Consider the following 26,363-nt stretch of genomic DNA (forward strand, 5'->3'; position numbering starts at 1 on the left):
TTTCGTGACTAATAAAAACGAACTTTTCTTACGACTTTTACAACAAATTAATTTTCCAAATCAATTTTCAGATAATGATTTGTTGCAAAAAGGCGAAATTGAGAACGTGGATGTTTACGCTAAAGAACATAGGTGGGATATTCACGTTCTTTTTACTACACCCCTTAAATTTGAAACATATGACGCACTAAATAAAGCGATAAATGCTACTTTTTCATCTTTCGTTAAAACCCGTCTATTTGTGCGTACGAAAGATGGATTAGACGACTATCTCACGGACTATTGGCATTTTGTTGTGCAAAATTCGCAAGTTTTACAACCGGTGGCACGCGAATTTATTTCTAGCCATAAACCCAAAAAAGAGGATGGTCGTTGGATTATTCCAGTCGATAATTTAGTTGTTGATGGTCTAATTGAGCAAAAAATGCTGGACCAGCTTGCTGAAGAAATGCGCGACTATGGCTTTTTTAATCTTAAATTTGTGACCGAAATAGACGAAGCAAATTCACAGAGTAACTTGGCCAGCTTACAGCAGTTACAAGAGCAACATGAGCAAATTATGCAGGAGGCATACAATGCCGCTCCGCCTAAAGAAAAACCGAAGCAGCAAAATAATTATCCGACTAGGAAAACACGCTATGGCAGCCGACAACTTAACGAGAGTTTACCAATCACTCAAATAAAAGAGGTAATTGACGGAACGCGTAATGTTGTAATTGAAGGTAACATTTTTAATATTGAAAGTCGCGAATTAAAGACGGGTACCGTGATTTTTACCGGTGAAATTACTGACTATTCAGATTCAATTTCTTTCAAGAAATTTATTTCTGACAAAGAACAAATGAATAGCATCTCAGAGTTAAAACCTGGCACCTGGGCAAAAATGCAGGGATCAGCTTCAGAAGATCAATGGAGTCATGATGTGGTTTTCAATGTTGCCAGCTTTGAAGCAGTAGAACATGTCGGCCGGCAAGAAAAATACGATGGTGAAGAAAAGCGGGTAGAATTGCATCTTCATACTAATATGAGTCAGCTTGATGCAACTAATACTGCTTCGGATTTTGTTGCCGCAGCTAAAAAATTTGGTCAAAAGGCAATTGCAATTACTGATCACGCAGATGTCCAAGCCTTCCCTGAAGCATATAATGCTGGTAAGAAAAATGGTGTCAAAATTGTTTATGGTCTGGAAGCCAACATGATTGATGATCATGCTTTGTTAGTGCTAAATCCAGCTCCTATGACTTACGAAAACCGGGAATTTGTGATTTTTGACGTTGAAACAACTGGTTTGTCTTCTGTTTATGACACTATTATTGAAATTGGTGCTGTCAAAATGAAGGACGGTGAAGTCCTGGAGCGCTTTGATAAATTTATTAATCCGCATCATCCATTAAGTGAACAAACTATTAATTTAACTTCGATTACTGATGAAATGGTCACGGCTGCCGATGATGAAGCTGTTGTTATTAAGCAGTTTCAAGATTTTTATGGCGATCGTCCGTTATGTGGTCATAATGTTCAGTTTGATGTCGGCTTTGTTAATGCCGCTTTACGACGTGCGGACTTAGCAGAAATTACGCAACCAGTTGTTGATACACTTGAAGTTTCGAGGCTGCTTCACCCAGAACAAACGCGTCATACGTTAGATTCTCTTGCAAAGAAATATAATGTTGTTCTTGAACATCACCACCGTGCTAATCAAGATGCCGAAGCAACGGGTTACTTAATGTTTAAGCTTTTAGAAGCTTTTACTAAAAAGTATGGTGAGGATGATCTTGGTAAAATGAATGATTATGCTGCCCACGGACAAGTCTTTCAGAGGGCGCGACCGCAGCATATGACCGTTTTAGCTAAAACCCAAGCAGGTTTAAAAAATATGTATCGTTTGGTATCAATAGCCAGTACCAAATACTTTTACCGCATTCCACGTACACCTAAATCAGATTTAGTTAAAAATCATGAGGGGTTACTATATGGTTCCGGTTGCTCTGAAGGCGAAGTCTTTGTTGCAATGATGCAGAAAGGGTATGACGAAGCACGGAAAAAAGCTAAATTTTATGATTACCTTGAAGTGCAGCCACCTGCAAATTATTCGCAGTTAATTGAGGATCATTTAATTGCCGACCAAGCAGAATTGGAAGAAATCCTAACCAATATCTATAAGTTGGGGCATGAACTGGATAAACCAGTTGTTGCAACTGGCGATGCTCATTATTTAGAAGAACATGATGCCATTTACCGGACTATTTTAATTTCTGCTCAGCGTAGTAATCCTGAACGAAACAAGAAACAAGCCGATTTGCATTTTTATACAACGCAAGAAATGCTTGATGCGTTTAGCTTTTTAGGTGAAGAGGCTGCAAAAGAGATTGTAATTACTAATCCAAACAAAATTGCTGAATCCGTTGAAGAAATTGCGCCGATTAAGGATGGACTGTATCCACCTCATATTGAAAATTCCGACGAGGAAATGAAACGGCTAACCTACGATAAAGCGTATGAACTCTATGGCAAGCCACTTCCAAAAATTGTTCAAGATCGTTTGGATATGGAATTAAATTCGATTATATCTAACGGGTATGCCGTTATTTACTTGATTTCTCAACGACTAGTAGCTAAGTCAAATAAAGATGGCTATTTAGTTGGTTCGCGGGGATCGGTTGGATCTAGTCTAGTTGCAACAATGTCTGGTATTACTGAAGTTAATCCTTTGGCGCCGCATTATCGTTGTCCAGAGTGCCAGTATTCAGAGTTTTTTGAAAATGGTGAATATGGGTCTGGTTATGACTTGCCCGACAAAAAATGTCCTAAATGTGGTGCCGAGCTCGTTAAAGATGGTCAAGATATTCCGTTTGCAACTTTCCTAGGCTTTCACGGCGATAAGGTCCCAGATATCGATTTGAATTTTTCCGGTGACTATCAGCCTGTTGCCCATAATTTTATTCGGGTTATGTTTGGCCCAGGCAATTCATATCGTGCTGGTACTATTGCCACTGTGGCTGATAAAACAGCCTATGGCTATGCTAAGCATTACGATGAAGAAAAAGAACTTAATTTAAGAAAAGCCGAGCTAGATCGGTTGGCCGCTGGCGTCAGTGGAGTAAAAAGAACGACGGGCCAGCACCCAGCGGGAATCGTCGTTGTTCCTGACGACATGGACATTTACGATTTCACGCCTGTTCAATATCCAGCTGATGATGTTGATGCTGCTTGGAAAACAACGCACTTTGACTTCCATTCAATTCATGATAATATCTTAAAATTTGATATTTTAGGACACGATGACCCGACGATGATCAGAATGCTGCAAGATTTGTCTGGAGTTGATCCACTGACTATTCCACCAGATGATCCAGGTGTCATGTCACTCTTCTCAAGTCCAAAAATATTAGGAGTGACTCCTGAACAAATTCAGTCAAAAACTGGAACGCTAGGGGTGCCAGAATTTGGAACTAGATTTGTTCGTGGAATGCTAGAAGAAACCAAGCCAACCACATTTTCTGAATTGTTACAGATTTCTGGACTTTCTCATGGTACTGATGTTTGGCTAGGCAACGCCGAAGAACTTATCAATGATGGAACTTGCAAGTTGAAAGATGTAATTGGGTGTCGGGATAACATCATGATGGACTTGATTCACTGGGGGGTAAAACCAGAGGTTGCATTTTCCACGATGGAATCTGTTCGTCACGGGCGTGGCATTAGTGATGATGACATGGCAGTTTTGAAGAAAAATGATAAAATACCTGACTGGTATATTGAGTCTTGTTTGAAGATTAAATATATGTTTCCGAAGGCCCACGCGACTGCTTATATTCTAATGGCTCTGCGGATTGCTTGGTTTAAAGTATATTACCCTGAAATATACTACACTGCTTACTTTTCTGTACGTGCTGACCTATTCGACTTAGTAGCAATGAGTCATGGTAAAAATACTGTCAAGAAAGCAATGGCTGATATTCAAGAAAAGGGTAATGATGCCTCAGCAAAGGATAAAAGCTTATTAACTGTTTTAGAAATTGCAAATGAGTGTCTTGAGCGGGGAATTAAGATTAAAATGGTTGATATCAATAATTCGGAAGCAACTAATTTTAAGATTATTGATAAGCATACTATTTTGGCTCCGTTTAACGCTGTTCCCGGTCTAGGAAATAATGCCGCAAAGCAAATCGTGGCTGCTCGGACTGAGCAAGAATTTCTCTCCAAAGAAGACTTATCTAAGAGAGGAAAAGTTTCGCAAACAATAATGGATTATTTAGAAGAAAATGAAGTTTTGGAAGGGATGCCTGACCAAAATCAACTTTCACTCTTTTAAATTTTGCAGTATTAATATAATTATGGTATACTTCTTAAAGAAGTTCGAATAAATGATTCGGAGTGAGCAAGTTTTGCTCACTCTTTTTATTACGGAGGAAAGTACTTGGCGAAAGTTAAAGATTCTGTACTTGCAGAGATCAAACCAATCATTGAACAACGCAATGATGAATTTGTAGATATTGAATACGCAAAAGAAAAAGGTCAAAATTATTTAAGAATATATGTTGACCGTGAAAATGGAATTGATATGGACGAAATAGCTGGACTTAGCGAATTAATTTCCGCCAAGTTAGATGAAATCGAGCCTGATCCATTCCCCGATCCTTACGTTTTAGAATTATCTTCTCCTGGTATCGAACGACCTTTAAAATCTGAGAAGGACTGGCAAAAAGCTTTGAATAATTACGTTCACGTTGGCCTTTACCAAAAAGTTCTCGGTGAAAAAGAATACGAAGGTACGTTAAAGTCATTTAATACTGATGAAATCGAATTAGAAGTAAAGATAAAAACAAGGCGGAAACAATTAACTATTCCCCGTAAGTTAATTGCAAATATACGTTTTGCAATTGAATTTTAGAAAGGCTGATTAAAACTTATGTCTAAAGAAATGCTAGAGGCGTTTGCTACTTTAGAAAAAACAAAGGGTATCAAACAAGATGTGATTGTTGAAGCTATCGAGGCAGCGCTTGTTGCGGCATATAAAAAGAATTATAATCAGGCAACCAATGTTGTTGTTGAATTTGATGAGCGCCGAGGCGATTTCAAATTAATGACTGAGAAAGTTGTTGTTGAAGAAGTTCACGACGACAGACTTGAGATCAGTTTGAAAGATGCTTTAGCCATTAATAAAGCATACGAATTGGGCGATAAAATCAGATTTGAGGTTGCACCTAAAAACTTTGGTCGAATTGCTGCACAAACAGCTAAACAAGTTATTATGCAACATTTGCGGGAAGCTGAAAGAAACCATATCATTAACGAATATTCACAATATGAAGATGAATTGATTACGGGTACAGTTGAACGGCGCGACAACCGCTTTGTTTATGTTAAAATTGGTAATGTTGAAGCTGTTATGCCTAGAAACGACCAGATGCCTAACGAAACTTATAACCCTCAAGACCAAATTCGGGTACTTGTCACTCATGTTGGTTCTGATACCAAGGGCGCACAAATTACTGTTTCACGGACAGCCCCTGATATGGTTAAGCGTCTTTTTGAACAAGAAGTTCCTGAGATTTACGATGGGACAGTAGAAATTGTTTCGATTGCGCGTGAAGCGGGAGACAGAACTAAGATTGCTGTTAAGTCTAACGATCCAAACATTGATCCTGTTGGTACTTGTGTTGGTCAACGCGGTGCCCGAGTTCAAAACGTAGTTAATGAACTAGGTGGCGAGAATATTGACGTCGTTAAGTATGAAGAAGATCCGTCTGATTTTATTGCTAATGCATTGAACCCTGCAGAAGTTATTGCGGTTCAATTTGGCGATGAAGAAGATGAAAAAAGTGCATTGGTAATTGTTCCGGATTACCAGTTATCGCTTGCCATTGGTAAAAAGGGTCAGAATGTTCGTTTAGCTGCTCGGCTAACGGGCTACAAGATTGACATCAGGCCAGAATCAGAAGTTGAGTTTGTCGATGAAAGCTCAAACGAAGCAAATCAGGAAAATGAAGATGCTGCTTTAAACGATGTAGTAGATGAAGCCGCTGAAGATATTGCTGATTCCGTTTCAGCTGACGACGATTCTTCAGTTGATGATGAAGATGAGAATGCCGCTACTTCTACTCAAGAGGATGAAGAAACAGAGCAAGATGCTGAACCAACTTCTACTGAAAGTGAAGATACTGTCGACGAATAAGGCAGGGGGTGAACTCTTTTGAAAAAAAGAAAAATTCCGATGCGGAAAGATTTATTAACCAATACCATGCAACCGAAAAAAGAGTTAGTTCGGATTGTAATTGATAAGGAAAAAAACATTTCTGTTGATCCTACAGGGAAAAAACCAGGACGTGGTGCATATGTATCGCTTGATCCTGACAAAATTGAGCAAGCAAAAGAAAAAGGAGTTCTTGAGCGAAGCTTAGGTGTTAAAATTGCCGCTTCATTTTATGAAGAATTATATTCCTATGTTGATCATCAAAAAGCAAGAAAAGAATTGTTTGGTGATGATTAAAGTTGCAAAATAGACAAAAGGCATTGAATTTGCTAGGGCTTGCTGAGCGAGCTGGTAAGCTTGTTTCCGGTTTGGAAATCGTATCAGTTGGCTTAAAGGCAAAAAAAGTTAAAATAGTAATTTTGGCTAATGATAGTCACGCGGATACAAGCGAAAAGCTTACTCGAATTGCTAAGCAAAATGATGTTACTGTCATTTCTGAATTCAGCAGTAGCGAGATATCGCATGCAATAGGTAAAAACCGTAAGGTATTGGGGATTACTGATACAGGTTTTTGCAAAGCGTTAATACAAAAGATAAATGAAGGAGTGTGATTTGATGGCTAAGAAAAGAATCTATGAAATTGCAAAAGATTTAGGCATCGATAATAAAGATGTGGTCAATAAGGCGAAAGACCTTGGCTTTGATGTAAAAAATCATATGTCATCACTAGAGGATTCACAAGTGAATCAGTTAAAGGTTAGTTTTCGTAAACCCACTCCCGCCAAAAAACAAGAAAAGGCCGCTAAAAAGAGTGGCAAGATTAAGATTTCTATTACTTCTATTCGTAAAAATGAGAAAAACCATGAAGACGGTAAAAGTAATAAGAACAATTGGCACAGTAATAACCACCGTTCAAATAACCGCAATCGCAAAGAGCAAGATCATTCACAGCAACGTTCTAACCAAGAACAATCCACAAGAACACAGAAACCCGCTGCACAAGATCTTTTGAAACAATTAAAACAAAAACAGAGAGTTGAAGAGAGTACGCTGAATCGTCAAACTGAAAAGGCTCGTCAGTCTTATAAGAATAATACAAGTAAACCACAAGAAACTAAGGAAGAAACCAGTGCCAAGAAGCAAGAAGTTGTTAAAGTAAACAAAGTTGAAACTTCTGCTCCTAAAGTGACCGGTCCTAAAATTATTAAGCCTTCGCCAGCTAGAATGAAGCAAAACCAAACTGCTACTTCAGAGCGGCCAAAGGCTATCGACAATAACTCTGTTCCAGAGCCTGCCAAAGAAGAAAAGCATCGTGGTAATGGCCATAATTCACGTAATAATGGTAAACCAGGTCGCAAAGGAAAGAATCAAGCATTTGGCAATAACAACAATACTTATTCTAAGCACCAAGAGAAGCGTAAGCGCAAGAATAAGAAACGGCAATATGAACAAATGCCGAAAAAGCAGCCAACTCAAAGAAAAGAGCGTCCATTACCAGAAACTTTAGTTTATGAAGTTGGGATGAATGCACAAGATTTGGGTAAAATTCTTCATCGTGAACCAGCAGAAATTGTTAAAAAGTTATTCATGCTTGGTGTAATGACTAATCAAAATCAATCTTTGGATAAGGACGCAATTGAACTAGTAGCGGCTGAATACGGAATTAATGCTGAAGAAAAAGTTCATGAGGACATGTCTGATATTGATAACTTATACAATAAGAGAATGGAAGCCTCTAAGGAATCTAAGCATCAGATTAAGCGTCCACCTGTAGTAACAATCATGGGTCACGTTGACCACGGAAAGACGACTTTACTTGATCGTTTACGTCATACTCATGTTACCGACCATGAAGCTGGCGGTATTACGCAAAAGATTGGTGCATATCAGGTTAGAATTGATAATCATTTGATTACCTTCTTGGATACCCCTGGACATGCGGCCTTTTCAAATATGCGTGAACGTGGTGCAGAGATTACTGATATTGTTGTTTTGGTTGTAGCTGCAGATGACGGTGTAATGCCACAAACAATTGAAGCGATTGATCATGCTAAAAGCGCTAAAGTTCCAATCATTGTTGCAATCAATAAAATGGATGCTCCAGGCGCCAACCCACAACATGTTACTGAGCAATTGATGAAGTATAATCTTATTCCGGAAGATTACGGTGGCGATACCATTTTTGTTAATATTTCTGCCAAAACTGGTGAAAATGTTGATGAATTATTGCAAATGATTTTACTTCAAGCTGATGTGATGGAATTAAAGGCTGATCCAAAACAAAAAGCTATCGGTACTGTTATTGAAGCTCGGTTGTCTCGTGGACGTGGTCCAGTTGCCGACTTGTTAATTCAACAAGGTACGCTTCATACAGGTGATCCAATTGTTGTTGGTAACCGGTTTGGTCGTGTTCGGGTAATGACCAATGATCGTGGTCGGCAGGTTGAAAAGGCAACACCTTCAATGCCAGTTGAAATTACTGGTTTGAATGATGTTCCTGAATCAGCCGATAAGATCGTTGTCTTTGATGACGAAAAGACTGCTCGAAGTGTTGGTGAGCAAAGAGCTCAACAAGCATTACAACAATCACGTGAAAATGTTACTCATGTTACTCTTGATAATTTGTTTGACACAATGAAGAAAGAGAATATGAAGGAAGTCGATGTTGTCTTAAAGGCAGATGTTCAAGGTTCGACAGAAGCTTTGCAACAATCTCTAGAAAAGATTGAGGTAGAAGGCGTTCGCGTTAACATTATTCACGCAGGCGTAGGTGCCGTTAATGAATCTGATGTCACATTGGCTGGTGCTTCCAATGCCTTCATCATCGGCTTTAATGTTCGACCAACGGCAACTGCTAAGTCGCAAGCTGAGGCTGATGGTGTCGATATTCGCTTATATAGTATTATTTACAAGGCGATTGATGATGTTAAGGCAGCTATGCAAGGAATGCTTGAACCAACATACGAGGACAAGGTTGTCGGCAACTTAACAGTTCGTGAAACTTGGAAAGTTTCTAAAGTTGGAACTATTGCCGGTGCTTTTGTTGACTCAGGTTACATCACACGCGATTCTGATGTCAACTTAATTCGTGACGGTGTGGTCATTTATAACGGTAAAGTTGCTTCACTTAAGCGATTTAAGGATGATGCTAAAATTGTTAAGCAAGGTTTTGACTGTGGTTTGACAATTGAAGGCTATAATGACATTAAAATTGGTGATGAATTAGAAGCAGTTGAACAGCAAGAAGTTAAGCCTAACTAGTTTGACGGGGAGGAAAACATGAAACACAGAGTAGGTCGTGTTGAAGGAGAGATCCTCCGTGAATTAACCAAAATTCTGCGGAAAAATATTCGTGATCCACGCGTAAGCGATGTTACAATTACTGCAGTTGAATGTACTAATGATTTGTCGTATGCAACTGTTTACTACAGCATTCTTTCTGAAAATCCAAAAAAGGAAGAAGAAGCTGCTGCAGGACTTGAAAAAGCAAAGGGCATGATGCGTCATTTGCTTGGTCAAATTTTAACAGTTTATAAAGTGCCTGAATTAATTTTCAAGCGAGACAATTCAGTAAAATATGGTAGTAAAATTGATCGACTAATTGCTGAAGTTAAAAAGCAAGATGAAGATCGAAATAATTAACCAAAAAGCGCTGTTGGGCGCTTTTTTAGTGGGTAAGGTAAAATGATAAATGGAATTTTAGTGGTTGATAAAGACAAAGGCATGACCAGTGCTGACGTCGTCTACCATTTACGCAAAGCCCTTCATATTAGGAAAATGGGTCATGCTGGTACTTTGGATCCCGATGTAACTGGTGTTTTGCCAATAGCAATTGGTCAGGCTACCAAGTTAATTGAATTAATGCATACGCAAAATAAGAAATATGTGGGAACAGCTATTTTAGGCTATGCTACTGATAGCTATGATATAAGTGGTAAGGTTCTCAAAAGTCAAAAGTTGACTGATCCGATTGCAAAAGAAGAAATTGAACAGCAAATGCAGAAATTCGTTGGTCAAATTGAACAGGTACCACCAATTTATTCAGCTGTCCGGGTTAACGGTAAGCATCTATATGAATACGCTCGTGAGGGTATCGAAGTAGAACGGCCAAAAAGGCAAGTGCAAATTTTTGCCTATGATACTATGTCTGAACCGGTATTTGATTCAAAAACCGGTTTTCAAGAATTTGATTTTCAAATTGAATGTAGTAAAGGTACATATGTAAGATCCCTTGTTAATGACTTAGGCACCCGGCTCGGGGTTCCAGCCGTGATGAAAACATTACGCCGGACTGCAAGTTCTGGTTTTACCATTGATCAAGCGGTTAAACTTGATCAAATTATTGCTCATCCTGATGAAGTGATCAACTTTATTCAACCAATTGGTGCCTTTTTTAAGGACTATGAAACTTGCGATTTAACTAGTGGTCAATGGCTAAAAGTAAAAAATGGCAATTCAATCCCTTTGAAAACGAATGCAAAAAAGGTTGCATTAAGGTACAATAATAGCGTTAAAGCAATCTATCAAAAGGATGATGCTGTTTATCGCCCTGATTTGATGCTGTTACAAAACGAATAGGTGAAATGAAGGTTATTTATCGTGCACATTATCCATTTAACTTACCCCATCGGCGAAAAGCTATTTTCAACTAATATTATCTTAGCGCTTGGTTTTTTTGATGGCGTCCATCTCGGACACCAACAGTTAATTAAAATTGCCAAAAAAAAGGCAGACGACAAGCACTTGCCCTTGGTTGTAATGACCTTTGACCGTCATCCTAAAGAGGTTTACCAAAATTCACAAGTTACCTATATAGATAATTTAGGTGAAAAAGCCTATAAAATGCAAAAACTTGGTGTCGACTATTTATTGGTCATGCATTTTAATGAGCAATTTTGCCAGTTAACTGCACAAGAATTTGTTGATAACATTGTCGTCAAACTGGGTGCTGACACGGTAGTGGCTGGCTTTGATTATACTTATGGTCCTAAAGATATTGCTAATATGAAAAATTTTCCTAAATTTGCTAGAGGCAGATTTGAAATAATTGATGTTCCGAAACAATCTTATGATGGTCAAAAGATTGGCTCGACGGAAATTAAAAAGGCAATTACTGCTGGTCAGATGGACTTAGCACAAAAACTTTTGGGTGCGCCATATGTTATGTCTGGGACAGTAGGTCATGGTCTGCGTAATGGACATAAATTGGGCTTTCCTACAGCTAATCTAGTATGGGATACTAACAAAGTGGTGCCAAAGGTTGGCGTGTATGCAACCCGAACTAAAATTAAGGGTCAATGGTATGACTCAATGACCAGTGTTGGCTATAATGTAACTATTAATGATAATAAGAGGATTTTTATTGAATCTAATTTATTTGGATTTAATGAAGAAGCTTATGACGAGGACATGGTTATAAAATGGTACAAGTATACACGTGGTGAGATTAAGTTTGCTAACTTGAACGAGCTAAAAATGCAGATGAAACAAGATGAAGCTGAAATAAAGGCTTATTTTGCCCAGAGAAACTAATAAATTTTTCCGGTTAATTAGAAAACTGCATTTTGTCATAAAAAAGTTTAGCACTCGACTTGACATTCTGCTAAAAACTAGTATCATAATAATTGTTAGCACCTGATAAGTATGAGTGCTAAAAGTGAGGGCGATTTTTATGTTGACCGAACGTCAAGAATTAATTTTAAAGACAATTATTAATGATTTTACGCAAACGCATGAACCGGTTGGATCTAAAACGGTCATGAATCAGTTGCCAATTAAAGTTTCGAGTGCAACTATTCGTAATGAAATGGCTGCTTTGGAAGACAAGGGATTACTTGAGAAAACACACCTTTCAAGTGGACGCGTACCGTCTACTGAAGGGTATCGGTATTACTTAGATAATTTACTTGAACCTCTTCAAATCCCGTCGTCTGTTTACCAGAAAATTGTTAGTCAATTAGATCAGCCTTTTCACCAAGTCAACGAGATTGTACAGGAAGCTGCCAAAATTCTTTCTGACTTGACTAATTACACTGCTTTTGCAGAGGGACCCGAAAATAGTGATTTAACTATCACTGGCTTTCGAATCGTACCGTTATTTAATCGCCAAATTATGGCTATCTTGGTAACTAGTGATGGTAACGTCCATAGCCAAGTTTACAGCTTACCTTATAATGTTCACGGTGATGAAGTAGAAAAAGCTGTGCGGATGATTAACGATGAACTCGTAGGAAAAGCTTTAAGTGAGATAACTCCTACCTTGCTTAATCAGACCTTGGGTAAAAAGCTAACGAGTAATCATGTAAGCGAACTAATTGATTTAGTTGAAGATGTTATTAACGATGCTGCTAGTGAGCAGATGTATGTTGATGGTCAAATCAACTTATTGAATAATAGTTCGTTTGATGATGTTTCTAGCTTGCGTTCACTATATGAATTGATTGATCACAATGATTTGATTTCTAATTTTGTTGATGACAAGACTAATTCAGATGGTGGAAAATATCCGGTACGTGTAAGTTTGGGTTCTGAATTGTCAAATGATTTGTTAAGAGATTATAGTCTGCTTACGGCAGAGTATAGCGTTGGCTCCCATGGCAAGGGCATAATTGCTTTACTTGGCCCGAATAATATGCCATATTCACAAGTTATTGGCCTTTTGGAATACTTTAGAAATGAATTGGCTAAGAAACTACTTGAATATTATGGTAGGTTTAAATAAAGGAGGTTAGCCGTGAGTAAGGAAAAATATGTTAGCGAAAAAGATTTGGCCAAAGATAAAAGTCAAACAGAAAAAGCTAAAAAAGATGAAAAAAGCAAAGTAAGTACTAAGGCTGACGAACACAAAGATCAAAAATCCGCAGAAAAAAAGCTTGCGGAAAATTTAGTCAAAGCTCAAGAAGAAAAGAAAGACTTGGAGGACAAATTCCTTCGTAGTCAAGCGGAAATGCAAAATATGCAAAATCGCTACAATAATGAGCGTGCACAATTAATCAAGTATGAATCACAATCTTTAGCAAAGGATGTTCTACCAGCAATGGATAACCTTGAACGTGCCTTGAATACTAAAGTAGATGATGAAGCTTCTAAACAACTTAAAAAGGGTGTCCAAATGACTTTGGATTCTTTGATTAAGGCGATGAAGGATCATGGTATCAGTGAAATTGAAGCTGAGGGAGCTAAATTTGATCCTAATTTACATCAAGCAGTACAAACTGTAGAAGCTGAAAATGATGAACAAAAAGATCACGTTGTTCAAGTTTTACAAAAAGGATATTCATATAAAGATCGTACACTAAGACCAGCAATGGTTGTTGTTGCACAATAATTGAAAGGAAGATTATTAATGTCAAAAGTTATCGGTATTGACCTCGGAACCACTAACTCAGCAGTAGCAGTTTTAGAGGGTAAAGAACCAAAGATTATTACTAACCCAGAAGGTAACCGTACCACTCCATCCGTTGTCGCATTTAAAGATGGTGAAATTCAAGTAGGTGAAGTTGCTAAGAGACAAGCAATCACGAATCCTAACACAATTTCATCAATTAAGCGTCATATGGGTGAGACTGATTACAAGGTAAAAATTGGCGATAAGTCTTATACTCCACAAGAAATTTCTGCCATGATTTTACAATACATCAAGAAGTTTTCTGAAGATTATTTAGGTGAAAAAGTTACGGAAGCAGTTATCACCGTACCTGCATACTTCAACGATGCACAACGTCAAGCTACTAAGGACGCTGGTAAGATTGCCGGTTTAGAAGTTAAACGGATCATCAATGAGCCTACTGCATCATCACTTGCTTACGGTCTTGATAAAGATGCTGAAGACGAGAAAGTATTAGTTTACGACCTTGGTGGTGGTACATTTGATGTTTCCGTATTGCAACTAGGTGACGGCGTCTTCCAAGTTCTTTCGACTAACGGTGATACTCACCTTGGTGGGGATGACTTTGATAATAAGATTATTGACTGGCTTATCAAGAACTTTAAAGATGAAAATGGCGTTGACCTTTCTAAAGACAAGATGGCTTTACAACGGTTAAAGGATGCTGCTGAAAAAGCTAAGAAAGATTTATCAGGTGTATCATCAACTCATATTTCTCTTCCGTTCATTTCTGCTGGTGAGTCTGGTCCTCTTCACCTTGAAGCTGACTTAACTCGTGCTAAGTTTGATGAATTGACTGCTGATTTAGTTGATCGTACCAAGATCCCATTTGATAATGCGTTGAAGGATGCCGATTTAACTGTTGGCGATATTGATAAAGTTATTTTAAACGGTGGTTCAACTCGTATACCTGCTGTTCAAGAAGCAGTTAAAAAATGGGCTGGTAAGGAACCTGACCATTCAATCAACCCAGATGAAGCTGTAGCTTTAGGTGCTGCTATTCAAGGTGGGGTTATCTCTGGTGACGTTAAAGATGTCGTATTACTTGATGTTACACCACTTTCATTAGGGATTGAAACAATGGGTGGCGTCTTCACTAAATTAATTGAGAAGAACACCACAATTCCAACTTCAAAGAGTCAAATTTTCTCAACTGCAGCTGATAATCAGCCAGCAGTAGATGTCCATGTTTTACAAGGTGAACGTCCAATGGCAGCTGATGACAAGACTTTAGGTCGCTTTGAGTTAACTGACATTCCTGCTGCTCCTCGTGGTGTACCACAAATCCAAGTTACATTTGATATCGATAAGAATGGTATCGTTAATGTATCTGCTAAGGATATGGGTACTGGAAAAGAACAAAAGATTACTATTAAGAGTTCTTCCGGCTTATCTGATGAAGAAATTCAAAAGATGCAAAAAGAAGCTGAAGAACATGCTGAAGAGGATAAAAAGAAGAAGGAAGAAGTCGATCTTCGCAATGAGGTTGACCAATTAATCTTCTCAACTGAAAAGACCTTAGATGAAGTCAAAGACAAGGTATCAGATGACGATACTAAGAAGGTTAAAGATGCTCTTGAGGCTTTGAAGAAGGCACAAAAAGATAATAACTTGGATGAAATGAAGACCAAGAAGGATGAATTATCAAAAGTTGCTCAAGATTTAGCCGTAAAATTATACCAAGCTAACGGTGGAGCTCAAGGTGCCCAAGGTCAAGCTGGTCCGCAGGCAGGCCCACAAAACCCAGGTTCACAAGATGGCGGCTCTGATAATGGCTCTGCTGGCGATGGTGAATTTCATAAGGTAGACCCAGATAAATAAAGGGTTTATAATTGAATAAATTAGAAAAGAACTGCCGCATAAGTAGTTCTTTTCTTTTGTAAAGTAAGGAGCTTTTAGATGGCACAAGAAGATTACTATGATGTGCTAGGCGTTGATCGGAATGCCAGTGATAAAGAAATTAACTCTGCTTACCGTAAACTAGCTAAAAAGTATCATCCAGATATCAATCATGAACCTGGTGCAGAAGAAAAATATAAAAAAATTAACGAAGCATATGAAGTTTTACATGACCAACAAAAGCGGGCACAATATGACCAATTTGGTTCTGCTGGCGTAAATGGTCAGGGCGGCTTTGGCGGTGGAGCCGGTCAAGGATATGGCGACTTCGGTGGCTTTGGCGATTTCGGCGATATTTTTAATGATTTCTTTGGTGGTGCTGGAGCTTCGTCACGTCATGTTGATCCGAAGGCACCAACTCGCGGAGAAGATCTTGATTATACGTTAACAATTGACTTTATGGATGCGATTAATGGTAAGAAAACACAAGTTTCTTATACTCGCAGTGAAACATGTCCAACTTGCAAGGGTAACGGTGCTGAAAAGGGTACTCAACCTATTACCTGTGACAAATGTGGTGGTACGGGAATAATGACCGTTAGCCAAAAGTCAATGATTGGTGTAATTCGGCGGCAAACTACCTGTGATAAATGTCATGGTCGGGGTGTCATCATTGAGCATCCATGTAAGACTTGTCATGGTAATGGCGTTGTAGACGGTAAAAATACCATTGAGGTTAATATTCCAGCCGGAATTGATAATGGCCAACAACTACGTTATGAAGGTCAAGGTGAAGCAGGTAAAAATGGTGGACCTTATGGTGATTTGTACATAAGCTACCGGATTAAGCCATCTAAAGAATTTGAGCGTAGTGGGAACACAATTTATACTACCGTACCAATCTCATTTGCTCAGGCTACTCTTGGTGATGAAATTACGGTTAAGACGGTCCATGGTGATAAGAAGTTAAAGATACCAGCAGGAACACAACCGAATAAGAAATTCACTATCCGTGGTGAAGGTGTTCCTTACCTTCGCGGTAATGGCAATGGTGATCAGGTTACTACTATTCAAGTCCAGATTCCAAAAACGATCAACGAAAAGCAAAAGCAAGCTTTAGTGGACTTTGTTAAAGCTGGCGGCGGTTCAATCACTCCCCAAGAAAAAGGCTTTTTTGAAAGACTAAAAGAGAAATTGCAATAATAACAAAAAGACATTAAGTTCTGAACTTAATGTTTTTTTGTGGGTAAAAATAATGTTTTACCAAAAATTTTATCCCTAACGGTGAATTTGCTATAATAATAAAGATAGAAAAAAGGGTGCAAATAACATATGGATATTAAAAAACTACAAGATTATCAAAAACATATTCGTAACTTTTCAATTGTAGCGCATATTGACCATGGTAAATCCACAATTGCCGATCGGATTTTAGAATTGACGGATACTGTTTCAGAACGCCAATTAAAAAACCAAATGCTTGATGACATGCCACTTGAGCGTCAGCGGGGAATTACCATTAAAATGAACTCTGTTGAAATAAAATATCATGCTCAGGATGGAGAAGATTACATTTTTCATTTAATCGATACACCAGGACACGTGGACTTTTCGTATGAAGTTTCTCGTTCGCTTGCAGCTTGCGAAGGAGCCTTGTTGGTTGTTGATGCGTCCCAAGGTGTTCAGGCTCAAACTTTGGCTAACACCTATTTGGCTATTGACGATGACCTTGAAATTCTACCAGTCATTAATAAAATTGATTTACCTTCAGCCAATCCTGACCAAGCAAAAGAAGAAATTACTGAGATGCTTGGAATTGATGCAAGCAACGCGGCCGAAGTATCTGGAAAAACTGGCCAAGGTATTGCCAATTTACTTGAACAAATAGTTCAGGATATACCGGCACCAGATGGTTCTCTGACTAATCCGCTTAAAGCACTTATTTTCGATTCAAAATATGATGATTATCGTGGTGTAGTATTATCTGTGCGGATTAAAGAGGGAACGGTCAAGCCTGGTGATCACATCAAAATTATGAACACAGGTAAAGAATACGAGGTTACTGAAGTCGGTGTTTCGAGTCCTCACCCCGTGAAGAAGGATATTTTAATTGCGGGAGATGTCGGTTATTTAACTGCTAATATTAAATCTGTCCGTGAGACTCGAGTAGGTGATACAATCACCTCTGCTGAAAAGCCAACGGCTGAACCATTACCTGGTTATCGCCAAATTCCGCCAATGGTATATTCCGGAATGTACCCAGTTGATAATTCTAAATATGATGATTTAAAAGAAGCATTACAAAAGCTGCAGTTAAATGATGCCGCGCTGGAATTTGAACCTGAAACTTCTACGGCATTGGGATTCGGTTTCCGTTGTGGTTTCTTAGGTCTTTTACATATGGACGTTGTCCAGGAGCGACTAGAGCAAGAATTTAACCTTGATTTAATTATGACTGCTCCTTCGGTTGATTATCATGCAATTATGAATGATGGTTCGACTAAGGTAATCGATAATCCATCCGATCTTCCTTCAGCCGGTGAATATAAAGAAGTTCAAGAGCCTTATGTCAAAGCCGAGGTCATGGTTCCAAATGACTTTGTCGGTCCGGTCATGGAACTGTGTCAGCGTAAACGCGGCGACTTTGTAACCATGGATTATCTAGATAAATACCGCGTTAATGTGATTTATAATATGCCACTTGCAGAAATTATTTATGACTTTTTTGATGATTTGAAGTCGTCAACTAAAGGATATGCTTCACTTGATTATGAAATAACTGGGTATCGCGCTACTGATTTAGTTAAAATTGATATTTTGCTGAATAAACAAGTGATTGATGCATTGAGCTTTATTGCACATCGCGATGAAGCACAAAATCGTGCTAGACAAATGACTTCTTTATTGAAGAAGTTAATTCCGCGGCAAAACTTTGAAGTTGATATTCAAGGAGCGATTGGTGCAAAAATCATTTCTCGAGCTACAGTCAAGCCATACCGGAAGGATGTTACCTGGAAAATCCATACTGGTGATCCAGACCGCCGGGCTAAATTACTTGAAAAGCAAAAACGTGGTAAAAAACGGATGAAAGCAGTTGGTCATGTTGAAGTACCACAAGATGCTTTCATGGCAGTTCTCCGTATGAACGATGATGATTTGAAATAACTTTTGTCAGGCGGTTAATTAAACTGCCTGATTTTCTTCTGATTGGAAAAAGGCTAATTATTTAAATGATAGATTGGAAACAGCGCTCTGGTAAAGAGTTAGCTCCCGAATTAATTGAAAAATATCAACTTAGTGAGATTGAGGCAAAATTACTTGCTCAGCGTAATCTTAATACTGATGAGCAGTTGGACTTTTGGTTTAATGCGACTGAACAGGATTTAGCAGAGCCAACTTTAATGCATGACATGACTAAGGCTGTCGAAAGAATTAATCTGGCGATTGATAATGGTGAAAAAATAGCTATTTATGGTGACTACGATGCAGATGGAATAACTGCAACTAGTATTATGATGGAAACTTTGACGATTCTAGGGGCAGATGTTCATTTTTATATTCCTGACCGTTTTCGGGATGGTTATGGCCCAAATATGGCAGCCTACCAGAAGATTGTTGCTGATGGAACCAAACTGATTATTACGGTTGACAATGGTATAACTGGTGTAAATGAAGTGGCTTATGCCAAAGAACACGGGGTTGATACAATTATTACCGATCACCATAAAATTCAGGAAGAAGTGCCGGAAAGCTATGCCATCGTTCACTGTAATTATCCTGGACAGTCTTATCCTTTTGATGATTATTGCGGTGCAGGTGTTGCATACACTATTTGCCGTGAGTTAATGCAGGATCCAATGACTGAGCTGTTAGATCTGGCGATGATTGGAACAATTGGTGATATGGTTAAGGTTTCGGGTGAAGGCCATATCATTGTTAAGCAGGGATTAAGGGTAATTAATCAGACCGAAAGACCCGGTTTGCGCTGTTTAATCAAAAATGCTGGACTTAGTTTTGGCCAAATTAATGAAACCGATATTGGCTTTAATATTGCACCACGTTTAAATGCCGTTGGACGGCTTGACAATGCCGAGTTAGCAGTTGATTTACTTTTGAGTGAAAGTGAAGAAGAAGCCCAAGAAATTGCCGATCGAGTTGAGAAATTAAATGATCAACGAAAGGAATTAACTGAACAAGTTTTTAAGAGCTGTTTAGAGCAAATTAAAACTAACAGTTGGCAAACTAAAAAAACACTAGTTATTTATGATCCCAACTTTCATGAGGGTGTTCTTGGGTTAGTTGCCAATAAAATTGTGGAGCATGTTCGCAAGCCAACAATTGTCTTAACGAAGAATGATGCTGGCATTGTTAAAGGCTCGGGTAGATCGATTGCGGGTTTTAATCTCTTCGAAGCACTTGACCCCATGAAAAAAGAGCTATTTCTAAAATTTGGTGGACATGATTTTGCTTGCGGCCTTTCGATGGAAGAAAGTAAAGTCGATGATTTACGACAGTCTTTTGAAAAAAGCTATCAAACACCTGCAAGCTCAATGACTGAATATTATGATTTTGAGTTACCTTTTAGCGGGCTAAGTACAAAGACGATGGCTGAAATTAAAAAGGTTGGACCATTCGGGACAGATAATGAAGAACCAATATTTAGTATTAGTCACCCAGAAATATGCAGTTGTTTCTTCATGGGCAAAGACAAGAATCATATTAAAATAACAGTTGCAAAAGATAACACTAAGCTTGAAGTAGTTGGTTTTAATAAGAAGTACCTTACGAGAACCCTCTTGCCATATATCGATCAGCTCTTCATTCAATTAGGAGAAAATTGCTATCGCAAACAAGTTAAGCTGCAAGGAATAATGAAAGGAATAGTTTTTGCAGCTCCGCAATTAAGTGTGGCTCAAGATGTAGTCGACCTCCGGCAAGAAAAGTATGTTATGGGATTTGCGGATAAATATTTATTGTTTGATGAAAAAAATAAAGCAGTAGCAGCCAATCGTTATGATCTGGATCCGTCTAAGATTATTTTGGTCAATGAATATGATGATGAGGGTGAAGTAGCTGTATTTTTAGATGCGCCCCATAATCAAAATGAATTTGATTTGGCACTGAATAATCATTTTGGCCAGCTATATTTGCGTTTCTTACTAGATCAATTGCCAGTTGAAAATATTCCGGCTAAAAGTGCATTTGAACAAGTACTGAAGTATGTGTACCAACACCCGGGCTTGGATGCAGAGAACTACCGGCAAGTAGCCCCATATCTGGGCTTGGATTATAACAGTATTTTATTTATTCTCCGTGTTTTCTTTGAACTAAATTTTATCAAAATGGATCAAGATAAAATTTACGGCATCAAGAATCCACTCAAGCAGCCGCTTACGGCTTCAAAATATTTTAGTGCAACTCGTTCACAAATTAATTTTGTACAACAGCTTAGAAAAATGGCGAGTTCCAAGCTCTTAATGTACGTGAATGAGCAATTAAAACTACATTAACTTTTAGGGCTTTTAATGCTTTTAATTAGAAAGTCTGCTAGAATAGGAAGGTCAAAAGAAGCTTTAGAAAAGCAAATGAAGTTTTGGAGGTTTTTCTTCTTATGGCAAACATTTTTGAAAAACACATTGCAAGTGTTAAGGACTTTCCTAATGAAGGGATAGTATTTAGGGATATAACTCCTATCTTGCAAGATGGAAAGTTGTTTCAAGAAGCCACACATGAATTAGCAAATTATGCTAAGAAAAGAAGGGCCGACGTAATTGTTGGTCCTGAAGCTCGCGGTTTTATTGTTGGTTGTCCGGTGGCAACTGAATTAGGAATTGGTTTTATTCCCGCTAGAAAGCCTCATAAGCTTCCTCGAGAAGTTGAACGTGCTTCTTATGATTTAGAATATGGCTCAAATAGTCTCGAAATGCATAAGGATGCAATTAAACCAGGTCAACGTGTAGTTATCTGTGATGACCTACTTGCAACTGCTGGGACGCTTCGTGCATGCAAGCAGTTGATTGAAAATCTAGGTGGTGAACTTGTGGGGGCTGCCTTTTACGTTGAATTACCAGATTTAAAGGGAAGAGAGAAACTGCCAGATTTAGATGTTTTCTCACTTGTCCAATATCACGGTGCTTAACCCCATTATTAAAACCAATGCTTTTAGCATTGGTTTTTATTTTAAATTGCTTATCTTTTATATGCTAATATGAGAATAGAGCCATTTAATTGCTAGATTTAGTAATTAAATGGCTTTTTAGTTTTGAATGAGAAGGCAAATTCTTCCGCTAATAAAATCTGGTACTAGGCTTATAGGTTTTTAGTGTAAAATTCAAACATATTTTTAATTTTTGGCATCATTGATATGTTTATATAACAGGCATTGTGACACAAATAAAGTGGATAAATTAAAAACTTTTTAGCTTTGCAAAATTTCTCCTAAATAGGAGTCAAAATTTTTTACAACTGCAACTTCAATATATATAATGATGCGGTATTTCAAAAAAGGAGAATAAGAATTTTGCAATTAAGAAAAGCAACAATGGCCGACTTCGACCAAATCATAACTATTTTGAAAGACGGTGCTAATCAGTTAGCAGAACATGGTGTAGATCAATGGCAGGGTGATTATCCTTCGCATGATCAGATTAAGGAAGATATCAAGAATGGCTGGGCATATTTAGCTGTCTCAGATGATCATGAGACAGTCGGTGCAATTGCCATTGTGGATGGGCCTGACCATGTATATGATAATTTAAACGGTAGGTGGCTTTGCGATACAGATAATTATGTTGTTATTCACCGTGTTGCAATTAAATCTGAGCATGCTGGTAAGGGTTATGCGACTCAACTATTGAATTCCGTGATTAACAAGATTAGGCAAAGCGATAAGGTTGATTCGATTCGAATCGATACGCACGAAGATAATAAGGCTATGCAACATTTGATTAATAAAATGGGCTTTACTCAAGTTGGTAAGCTGCATGGTGCATACCGTCCAGACGAAACTTCCTATGTTTATGAGCTGAAGAAATAACTGTTTTTAAAAGGAAAAGATCTCTATTTTGATCTTTTATTGTTTACAGCATTTATTTAGTGTTATAAAAATTATTTTTTACTCAAACCTTGAGGCTAACTAACCTGAAAGGGGGTGGTGCTATAGTCACCCAGTAAAGACTTTTTGTTTTAAAAATTGACATTCTTGTCAATAGCTCACTATTTTTTATTTATACTTTTTCACAAAAACACCTTAAAAGATATATAACATTGATATTCTTTAAGTAAAACCTGACCCAGAAAATAATTCTGGATCAGGCTTTTTTATTTGAATTCGGCTCTTACATCATTTGGTAATTCGTGAAATTTCTTTTTAAATTTATTATAAAAGAATGTTTTATTACTGATTCCTACTTGCTCGGTTATTTCCGAAATAGGCATTTTAGTTGATATTAGCATATTATAAGCATCAAGCAATCGCTGGTCTGTTAATGCTTCGGAAAAAGATAGGCCAGTAGATTTTTTAAATAGGCTCCCTAAATATGCGCGGTTATAACTGGATTCTTCAGCCAGTTTATTTAAATTGCAATCTTTCGGATTTTTAGTAATTTCCTTAAGCATGTATAAAACTAAGTTGGGAATTTGCTTTTGAATGGTGTCATCAGAATACAGATTGGTATTTCTGGATAAAAGAATGAGGAAAGACCGTAAGTAACTGTCAATCAACATTTTCGAGAACTTTTGTGGATGAAAGTATTCCTCAATAATTGCATCAGCTATCACCTGAACTGGTCCTTTTGTATGATAACTTTGATATATTAAACACTTGCTCAAAATCCATGAAGTAATCTATTGATAATAATTAAACCAAAAAACTGGATCCCTAGATGAAGGGATCCAGCTTTAGCAGTATTGTAAAAGTTATCTATTTTTCATAATCGGTTGGTAGAACAAATCAATTACGATTGCGGCAAGTAGTGCCACGATAAAGACTAACAGTAAATTCATCCAACTAATCTTAGTCATTGCAATTCCGAATATTGCCAAGATGATCGTTAAGATAATATCTCCTAATTGAGTTAGTCCAACCGCTTTAGAAGGATAGTCTTGCCAGAAATAACGTTTTGTTCTGGTAATCATAATAATAAGCATTGCGCTTAAAACAAGGTAGACATAGACCATCGTTGAAATTGTTCCGTGGCTCCAACCATGAGTATTAAGGTAAGCAATAGCGATAATACCAACTATCGTCCAGCCAGAAGCTAGCGAAAAGGCTATTTTAGCTAATTTGGCCATGTTCCAATTTTCAGGCTGATAAGTAATATGTGTTCTGTCGGTTCCAATCATCATCGTCACCATATTATTCATGATGGTGTAAATGACCATTGCGTTTAGTGCCATTGGGATATAGTCAAAGAAAAGGTAGCCAAAGGTTAATAGCATTGTTAATTGAGCGGTTCTGGCTAATTTAGTTAATGACCAGGTAGTCATTCGTTGATAAACCCGGTGACCAGCATCTAAAATTTTGACAATTGAAGTGAGACCATCGTTAAGTAAAACCATCTTACCAGCACGTTTAGCAACATCGGCTGCGTTTGATACAGCGATACCAACTTCTGCTTGACGCAGAGCAGGGGAGTCATTGACACCATCACCAGTCATACCGACAATATAACCTTTTTGCTGGAAAAATTTCACCATTTTTAACTTATCCTCTGGTAAAACATCCGCAATACCGGCTAATTTGCTAGTATCAGTTTGATCATTAAAGTCGTGAATCGAAATGACTTCTCCTTTAAGGTCGACCTCGCGAGCTACAGCTTCGGCTGTTTTTTGGTTATCACCAGTTAACATGATTGGTAAAACGCCGCGCTTTTTCAATTCTGCCAATGCTTGTTTGGAATCAGACCGTACTTGATCTTGAAGAATAAAAACGCCAGCTAATTTGTCATCAATTAAAAGGGCTACCGAACGACCGGCGCCAAAGTCAATTTCCTTAATCTTGTCATTGGCAGCTTTGTCGATTAGGGATAGCTGCTTAAAAGAACCAAGTTTAACGTTATGGCTATCAATTTCGGCCATTGAATAACCTGTGCCAGATGTAAAGGGAGTAAAATTGTCGCTTGTCCTAATAGTTAAACCTAATTTAGAGACATAATCATCGATTGCATTGTCAATAATTTTTTTATTTCTTTGATCTGTAGCTGCAGAAGCAAGCTCTAAAACGGTTTTATCGTCTAGACTGCTAAAATTGGTCCAGTTAGAGACAGCCGTTTTGTTTTCGGTTATTGTTCCCGTTTTATCAAGTAACAATAAGTTCAAATTGGCTGCGTCTTGAATTCCCGTTAAATCAGAAGTTAATACGCCTTCTTTACTCAGCCGAGTTGCTTCAAACGAGTTTGAGAGGGCAAAAGTGGATGGCATTGCCACAGGAATTGATGCAATAAACATCATAGCCAAGAATGGCAACATGTTAATTAAGTTATTCAAATCGCCACCCTTGAAGAAGGAGGCAATGACAATAACTAGTGTTAAGATACCATCTAATATACAAAGATAATAAATAATTTTAGTAAGTAATTGTTGTAAGTGACCGGGGGCAGCAGAATTATTGATCAGGTTAATTGTTTTACCAGAACGGGAATTGGCACCAGTGGCAGTTACGATAGCTAAACCGTTACCCTCAATCACTGTTGTACCGGCAAAGCCAGTGTCGTCTTGCTCTTTTCTAACAGTTTTAGCTTCACCAGTAATTGAACTCTCGTCAAAAGAAACTTGGCCACTAATAATTTTAACGTCAGCTGCTAAAACATCACCAGCCTGAATGCTGATTAAATCACCAGTGACTAAATACTTTGAATCAATATTTTGCCATTTACCATCACGCTCAACTGAAACTTTAGGTGTCAGTTTATGTGAAATATTGTTTAAAACGCGGCGGGATTGCTTTTTCTTAGAAGCACCATTCCAAGCTGCAAACAAAAGCATTAACAAAACAAATAATGATTGAATCCATTTACCTAGAATACATTCTAGAATTAAGGCAGCTTCCAAAATCCAGGCTGACAAGTTCCATAACTTAGATAAAAATTCTTTGAAAAAGTTAAATTGTGGTTCAGGAACTTCATTTAACCCATTTTGTTTGAGGAGCTTATCTGCTTGGGCTTGAGTCAAGCCACTATTTTTTTCAGACATAATTTTCCTTCCTTACCTTTATTAATTCATAGTCTAAATTAGCATAATTACACAGTTATTTCTAGCTAATAAACTGAGGTAACGTTTCCAATTATTCTAAATAAACTTCGACTTTTTAAAGTTATTTTAAGATAAGGCAATTTGTATTTTAAAAGTAACCGCATACTATTAATCTATATCTAAAGTTATCTTTGTACTGGCTTTTAAAACTGATAAAAAGTTTTTTTCCTATTTATTAGTTTTTAAACGGTTAAGTGAATAAATACCATTGAGAAGGCAATAGTTTAGACCAATTTTAATAGTTAACGAATGAGGAGAATAAATATGACAAGTAAAAAATTGAAGATTATCATTGTCACAGCAATTGTTCTTTTGCTGTGTGTGCCGTTTGTTTTTCATAATTCAATTTCCGATAGGTTCAATCCATTGATTGCGGAAACAATCAGCTATGCGGAGGTTCCGCAAAATACGCAAAAATATTATTCTGTCCAATCTTTCAATCCAACAAATGGGAAATTACTACCTTATAAAATTAAGTACGTGGGCGGATATTCACCTAACGAAAAATACATTGCTATTGATCATAAGGGCCAATACGTGCGCTCAATTGAGTATATTAGTAAAAAAGAATTTTTGGCAGCCAAGAAAAAAGCTGAATAACAATAAAAAAAGTCCTGCTGTTAAACTAACGCCATCAAAAGCTATCTGCTATGGAATTTAGCTTAATAAGCCGGACTCTTTTTTTGCCAG

At 37.8% G+C, this 26,363-nt stretch carries 20 protein-coding genes; 18 read left to right on the plus strand and 2 right to left on the minus strand.

Going from position 1 to position 26,363, the window contains the following annotated elements; all coding sequences use genetic code 11:
• Positions 1-4 precede the first annotated feature (4 nt).
• From J3U54_RS06300 to J3U54_RS06380, 17 genes are all read left to right on the plus strand, one after another.
• Complete coding sequence (locus J3U54_RS06300; RefSeq protein ID WP_267385491.1) at positions 5-4,315, plus strand: PolC-type DNA polymerase III; 4,311 nt, start codon at positions 5-7, stop codon at positions 4,313-4,315.
• A gap of 105 nt (positions 4,316-4,420) precedes the next feature.
• Complete coding sequence (rimP, locus tag J3U54_RS06305) at positions 4,421-4,894, plus strand: ribosome maturation factor RimP (protein WP_103751753.1); 474 nt, start codon at positions 4,421-4,423, stop codon at positions 4,892-4,894.
• 18 nt (positions 4,895-4,912) lie between these two features.
• A complete protein-coding gene (gene nusA, locus J3U54_RS06310; protein ID WP_103751752.1) occupies positions 4,913-6,178 on the plus strand; it encodes a transcription termination factor NusA in 1,266 nt (421 codons plus the stop codon).
• Positions 6,179-6,196: 18 nt separating this feature from the next.
• The gene (gene rnpM / locus J3U54_RS06315; protein ID WP_103751751.1) at positions 6,197-6,493 is read left to right on the plus strand and encodes an RNase P modulator RnpM; all 297 of its coding nucleotides are present in this window, start codon (positions 6,197-6,199) and stop codon (positions 6,491-6,493) included.
• 2 nt (positions 6,494-6,495) lie between these two features.
• A complete protein-coding gene (locus J3U54_RS06320) occupies positions 6,496-6,807 on the plus strand; it encodes a ribosomal L7Ae/L30e/S12e/Gadd45 family protein (RefSeq protein ID WP_220219769.1) in 312 nt (103 codons plus the stop codon).
• Positions 6,808-6,811: 4 nt separating this feature from the next.
• Positions 6,812-9,457: a translation initiation factor IF-2 gene (gene infB / locus J3U54_RS06325; RefSeq protein WP_267385492.1), complete on the plus strand. Its 2,646-nt coding sequence runs from the start codon at positions 6,812-6,814 to the stop codon at positions 9,455-9,457.
• An 18-nt stretch (positions 9,458-9,475) separates the two neighbouring features.
• Positions 9,476-9,838: a ribosome-binding factor A gene (locus J3U54_RS06330; RefSeq protein ID WP_103751748.1), complete on the plus strand. Its 363-nt coding sequence runs from the start codon at positions 9,476-9,478 to the stop codon at positions 9,836-9,838.
• Between the two features lie 42 nt (positions 9,839-9,880).
• A complete protein-coding gene (truB, locus tag J3U54_RS06335) occupies positions 9,881-10,774 on the plus strand; it encodes a tRNA pseudouridine(55) synthase TruB (RefSeq protein WP_267385494.1) in 894 nt (297 codons plus the stop codon).
• Between the two features lie 21 nt (positions 10,775-10,795).
• Complete coding sequence (gene ribF, locus J3U54_RS06340; RefSeq protein WP_267385496.1) at positions 10,796-11,728, plus strand: riboflavin biosynthesis protein RibF; 933 nt, start codon at positions 10,796-10,798, stop codon at positions 11,726-11,728.
• A 139-nt stretch (positions 11,729-11,867) separates the two neighbouring features.
• On the plus strand, positions 11,868-12,917 hold the full coding sequence (hrcA, locus tag J3U54_RS06345; protein WP_103751745.1) for a heat-inducible transcriptional repressor HrcA: 1,050 nt from the start codon (positions 11,868-11,870) through the stop codon (positions 12,915-12,917).
• Between the two features lie 12 nt (positions 12,918-12,929).
• A complete protein-coding gene (gene grpE / locus J3U54_RS06350) occupies positions 12,930-13,523 on the plus strand; it encodes a nucleotide exchange factor GrpE (RefSeq protein WP_267385497.1) in 594 nt (197 codons plus the stop codon).
• 18 nt (positions 13,524-13,541) lie between these two features.
• Positions 13,542-15,404: a molecular chaperone DnaK gene (dnaK, locus tag J3U54_RS06355; protein WP_103751743.1), complete on the plus strand. Its 1,863-nt coding sequence runs from the start codon at positions 13,542-13,544 to the stop codon at positions 15,402-15,404.
• 78 nt (positions 15,405-15,482) lie between these two features.
• A complete protein-coding gene (gene dnaJ / locus J3U54_RS06360; RefSeq protein ID WP_103751742.1) occupies positions 15,483-16,625 on the plus strand; it encodes a molecular chaperone DnaJ in 1,143 nt (380 codons plus the stop codon).
• A gap of 129 nt (positions 16,626-16,754) precedes the next feature.
• Positions 16,755-18,587 (plus strand): translation elongation factor 4, encoded by a 1,833-nt coding sequence (lepA, locus tag J3U54_RS06365; RefSeq protein ID WP_103751741.1) that lies wholly within the window; start codon positions 16,755-16,757, stop codon positions 18,585-18,587.
• Between the two features lie 68 nt (positions 18,588-18,655).
• The gene (recJ, locus tag J3U54_RS06370; RefSeq protein WP_267385561.1) at positions 18,656-20,932 is read left to right on the plus strand and encodes a single-stranded-DNA-specific exonuclease RecJ; all 2,277 of its coding nucleotides are present in this window, start codon (positions 18,656-18,658) and stop codon (positions 20,930-20,932) included.
• 101 nt (positions 20,933-21,033) lie between these two features.
• Positions 21,034-21,561: an adenine phosphoribosyltransferase gene (locus J3U54_RS06375; protein WP_103751740.1), complete on the plus strand. Its 528-nt coding sequence runs from the start codon at positions 21,034-21,036 to the stop codon at positions 21,559-21,561.
• A 381-nt stretch (positions 21,562-21,942) separates the two neighbouring features.
• Complete coding sequence (locus tag J3U54_RS06380) at positions 21,943-22,458, plus strand: GNAT family N-acetyltransferase (protein ID WP_103751739.1); 516 nt, start codon at positions 21,943-21,945, stop codon at positions 22,456-22,458.
• A gap of 284 nt (positions 22,459-22,742) precedes the next feature.
• Here the strand turns inward: J3U54_RS06380 and J3U54_RS06385 are convergent, their stop codons facing one another.
• Both J3U54_RS06385 and J3U54_RS06390 read right to left on the minus strand, forming a co-directional pair.
• Entirely contained in the window at positions 22,743-23,201 is a 459-nt protein-coding gene (locus J3U54_RS06385; protein ID WP_103751738.1) for a helix-turn-helix domain-containing protein, read from the minus strand.
• Between the two features lie 138 nt (positions 23,202-23,339).
• Positions 23,340-25,613 carry an HAD-IC family P-type ATPase gene (locus J3U54_RS06390; protein ID WP_267385498.1) on the minus strand — a complete coding sequence of 758 codons (2,274 nt, stop codon included), beginning with the start codon at positions 25,611-25,613 and terminating at the stop codon, positions 23,340-23,342.
• Between the two features lie 324 nt (positions 25,614-25,937).
• On the opposite strand from J3U54_RS06390, the gene J3U54_RS06395 reads away from it, so the two are divergent.
• Positions 25,938-26,273, plus strand: a complete 336-nt coding sequence (locus J3U54_RS06395; protein WP_267385499.1) for a YxeA family protein — start codon at positions 25,938-25,940, stop codon at positions 26,271-26,273.
• Positions 26,274-26,363: the final 90 nt, after the last annotated feature.

The sequence above is a fragment of the Lactobacillus sp. B4007 genome (assembly GCF_026535895.1).
GTDB classification, from domain to species: domain Bacteria; phylum Bacillota; class Bacilli; order Lactobacillales; family Lactobacillaceae; genus Lactobacillus; species Lactobacillus panisapium.

Bases quoted from the DNA above. Each gene is read 5' to 3' on its own strand.
- truB (WP_267385494.1), top strand. From the start codon at position 9,881: ATGATAAATGGAATTTTAGTGGTTGATAAAGACAAAGGCATGACCAGT.
- J3U54_RS06375 (WP_103751740.1), top strand. From the start codon at position 21,034: ATGGCAAACATTTTTGAAAAACACATTGCAAGTGTTAAGGACTTTCCT.
- J3U54_RS06330 (WP_103751748.1), top strand. From the start codon at position 9,476: ATGAAACACAGAGTAGGTCGTGTTGAAGGAGAGATCCTCCGTGAATTA.
- J3U54_RS06390 (WP_267385498.1), bottom strand. From the start codon at position 25,613: ATGTCTGAAAAAAATAGTGGCTTGACTCAAGCCCAAGCAGATAAGCTC.
- infB (WP_267385492.1), top strand. From the start codon at position 6,812: ATGGCTAAGAAAAGAATCTATGAAATTGCAAAAGATTTAGGCATCGAT.
- nusA (WP_103751752.1), top strand. From the start codon at position 4,913: ATGTCTAAAGAAATGCTAGAGGCGTTTGCTACTTTAGAAAAAACAAAG.
- J3U54_RS06395 (WP_267385499.1), top strand. From the start codon at position 25,938: ATGACAAGTAAAAAATTGAAGATTATCATTGTCACAGCAATTGTTCTT.
- hrcA (WP_103751745.1), top strand. From the start codon at position 11,868: ATGTTGACCGAACGTCAAGAATTAATTTTAAAGACAATTATTAATGAT.
- dnaJ (WP_103751742.1), top strand. From the start codon at position 15,483: ATGGCACAAGAAGATTACTATGATGTGCTAGGCGTTGATCGGAATGCC.
- dnaK (WP_103751743.1), top strand. From the start codon at position 13,542: ATGTCAAAAGTTATCGGTATTGACCTCGGAACCACTAACTCAGCAGTA.
- lepA (WP_103751741.1), top strand. From the start codon at position 16,755: ATGGATATTAAAAAACTACAAGATTATCAAAAACATATTCGTAACTTT.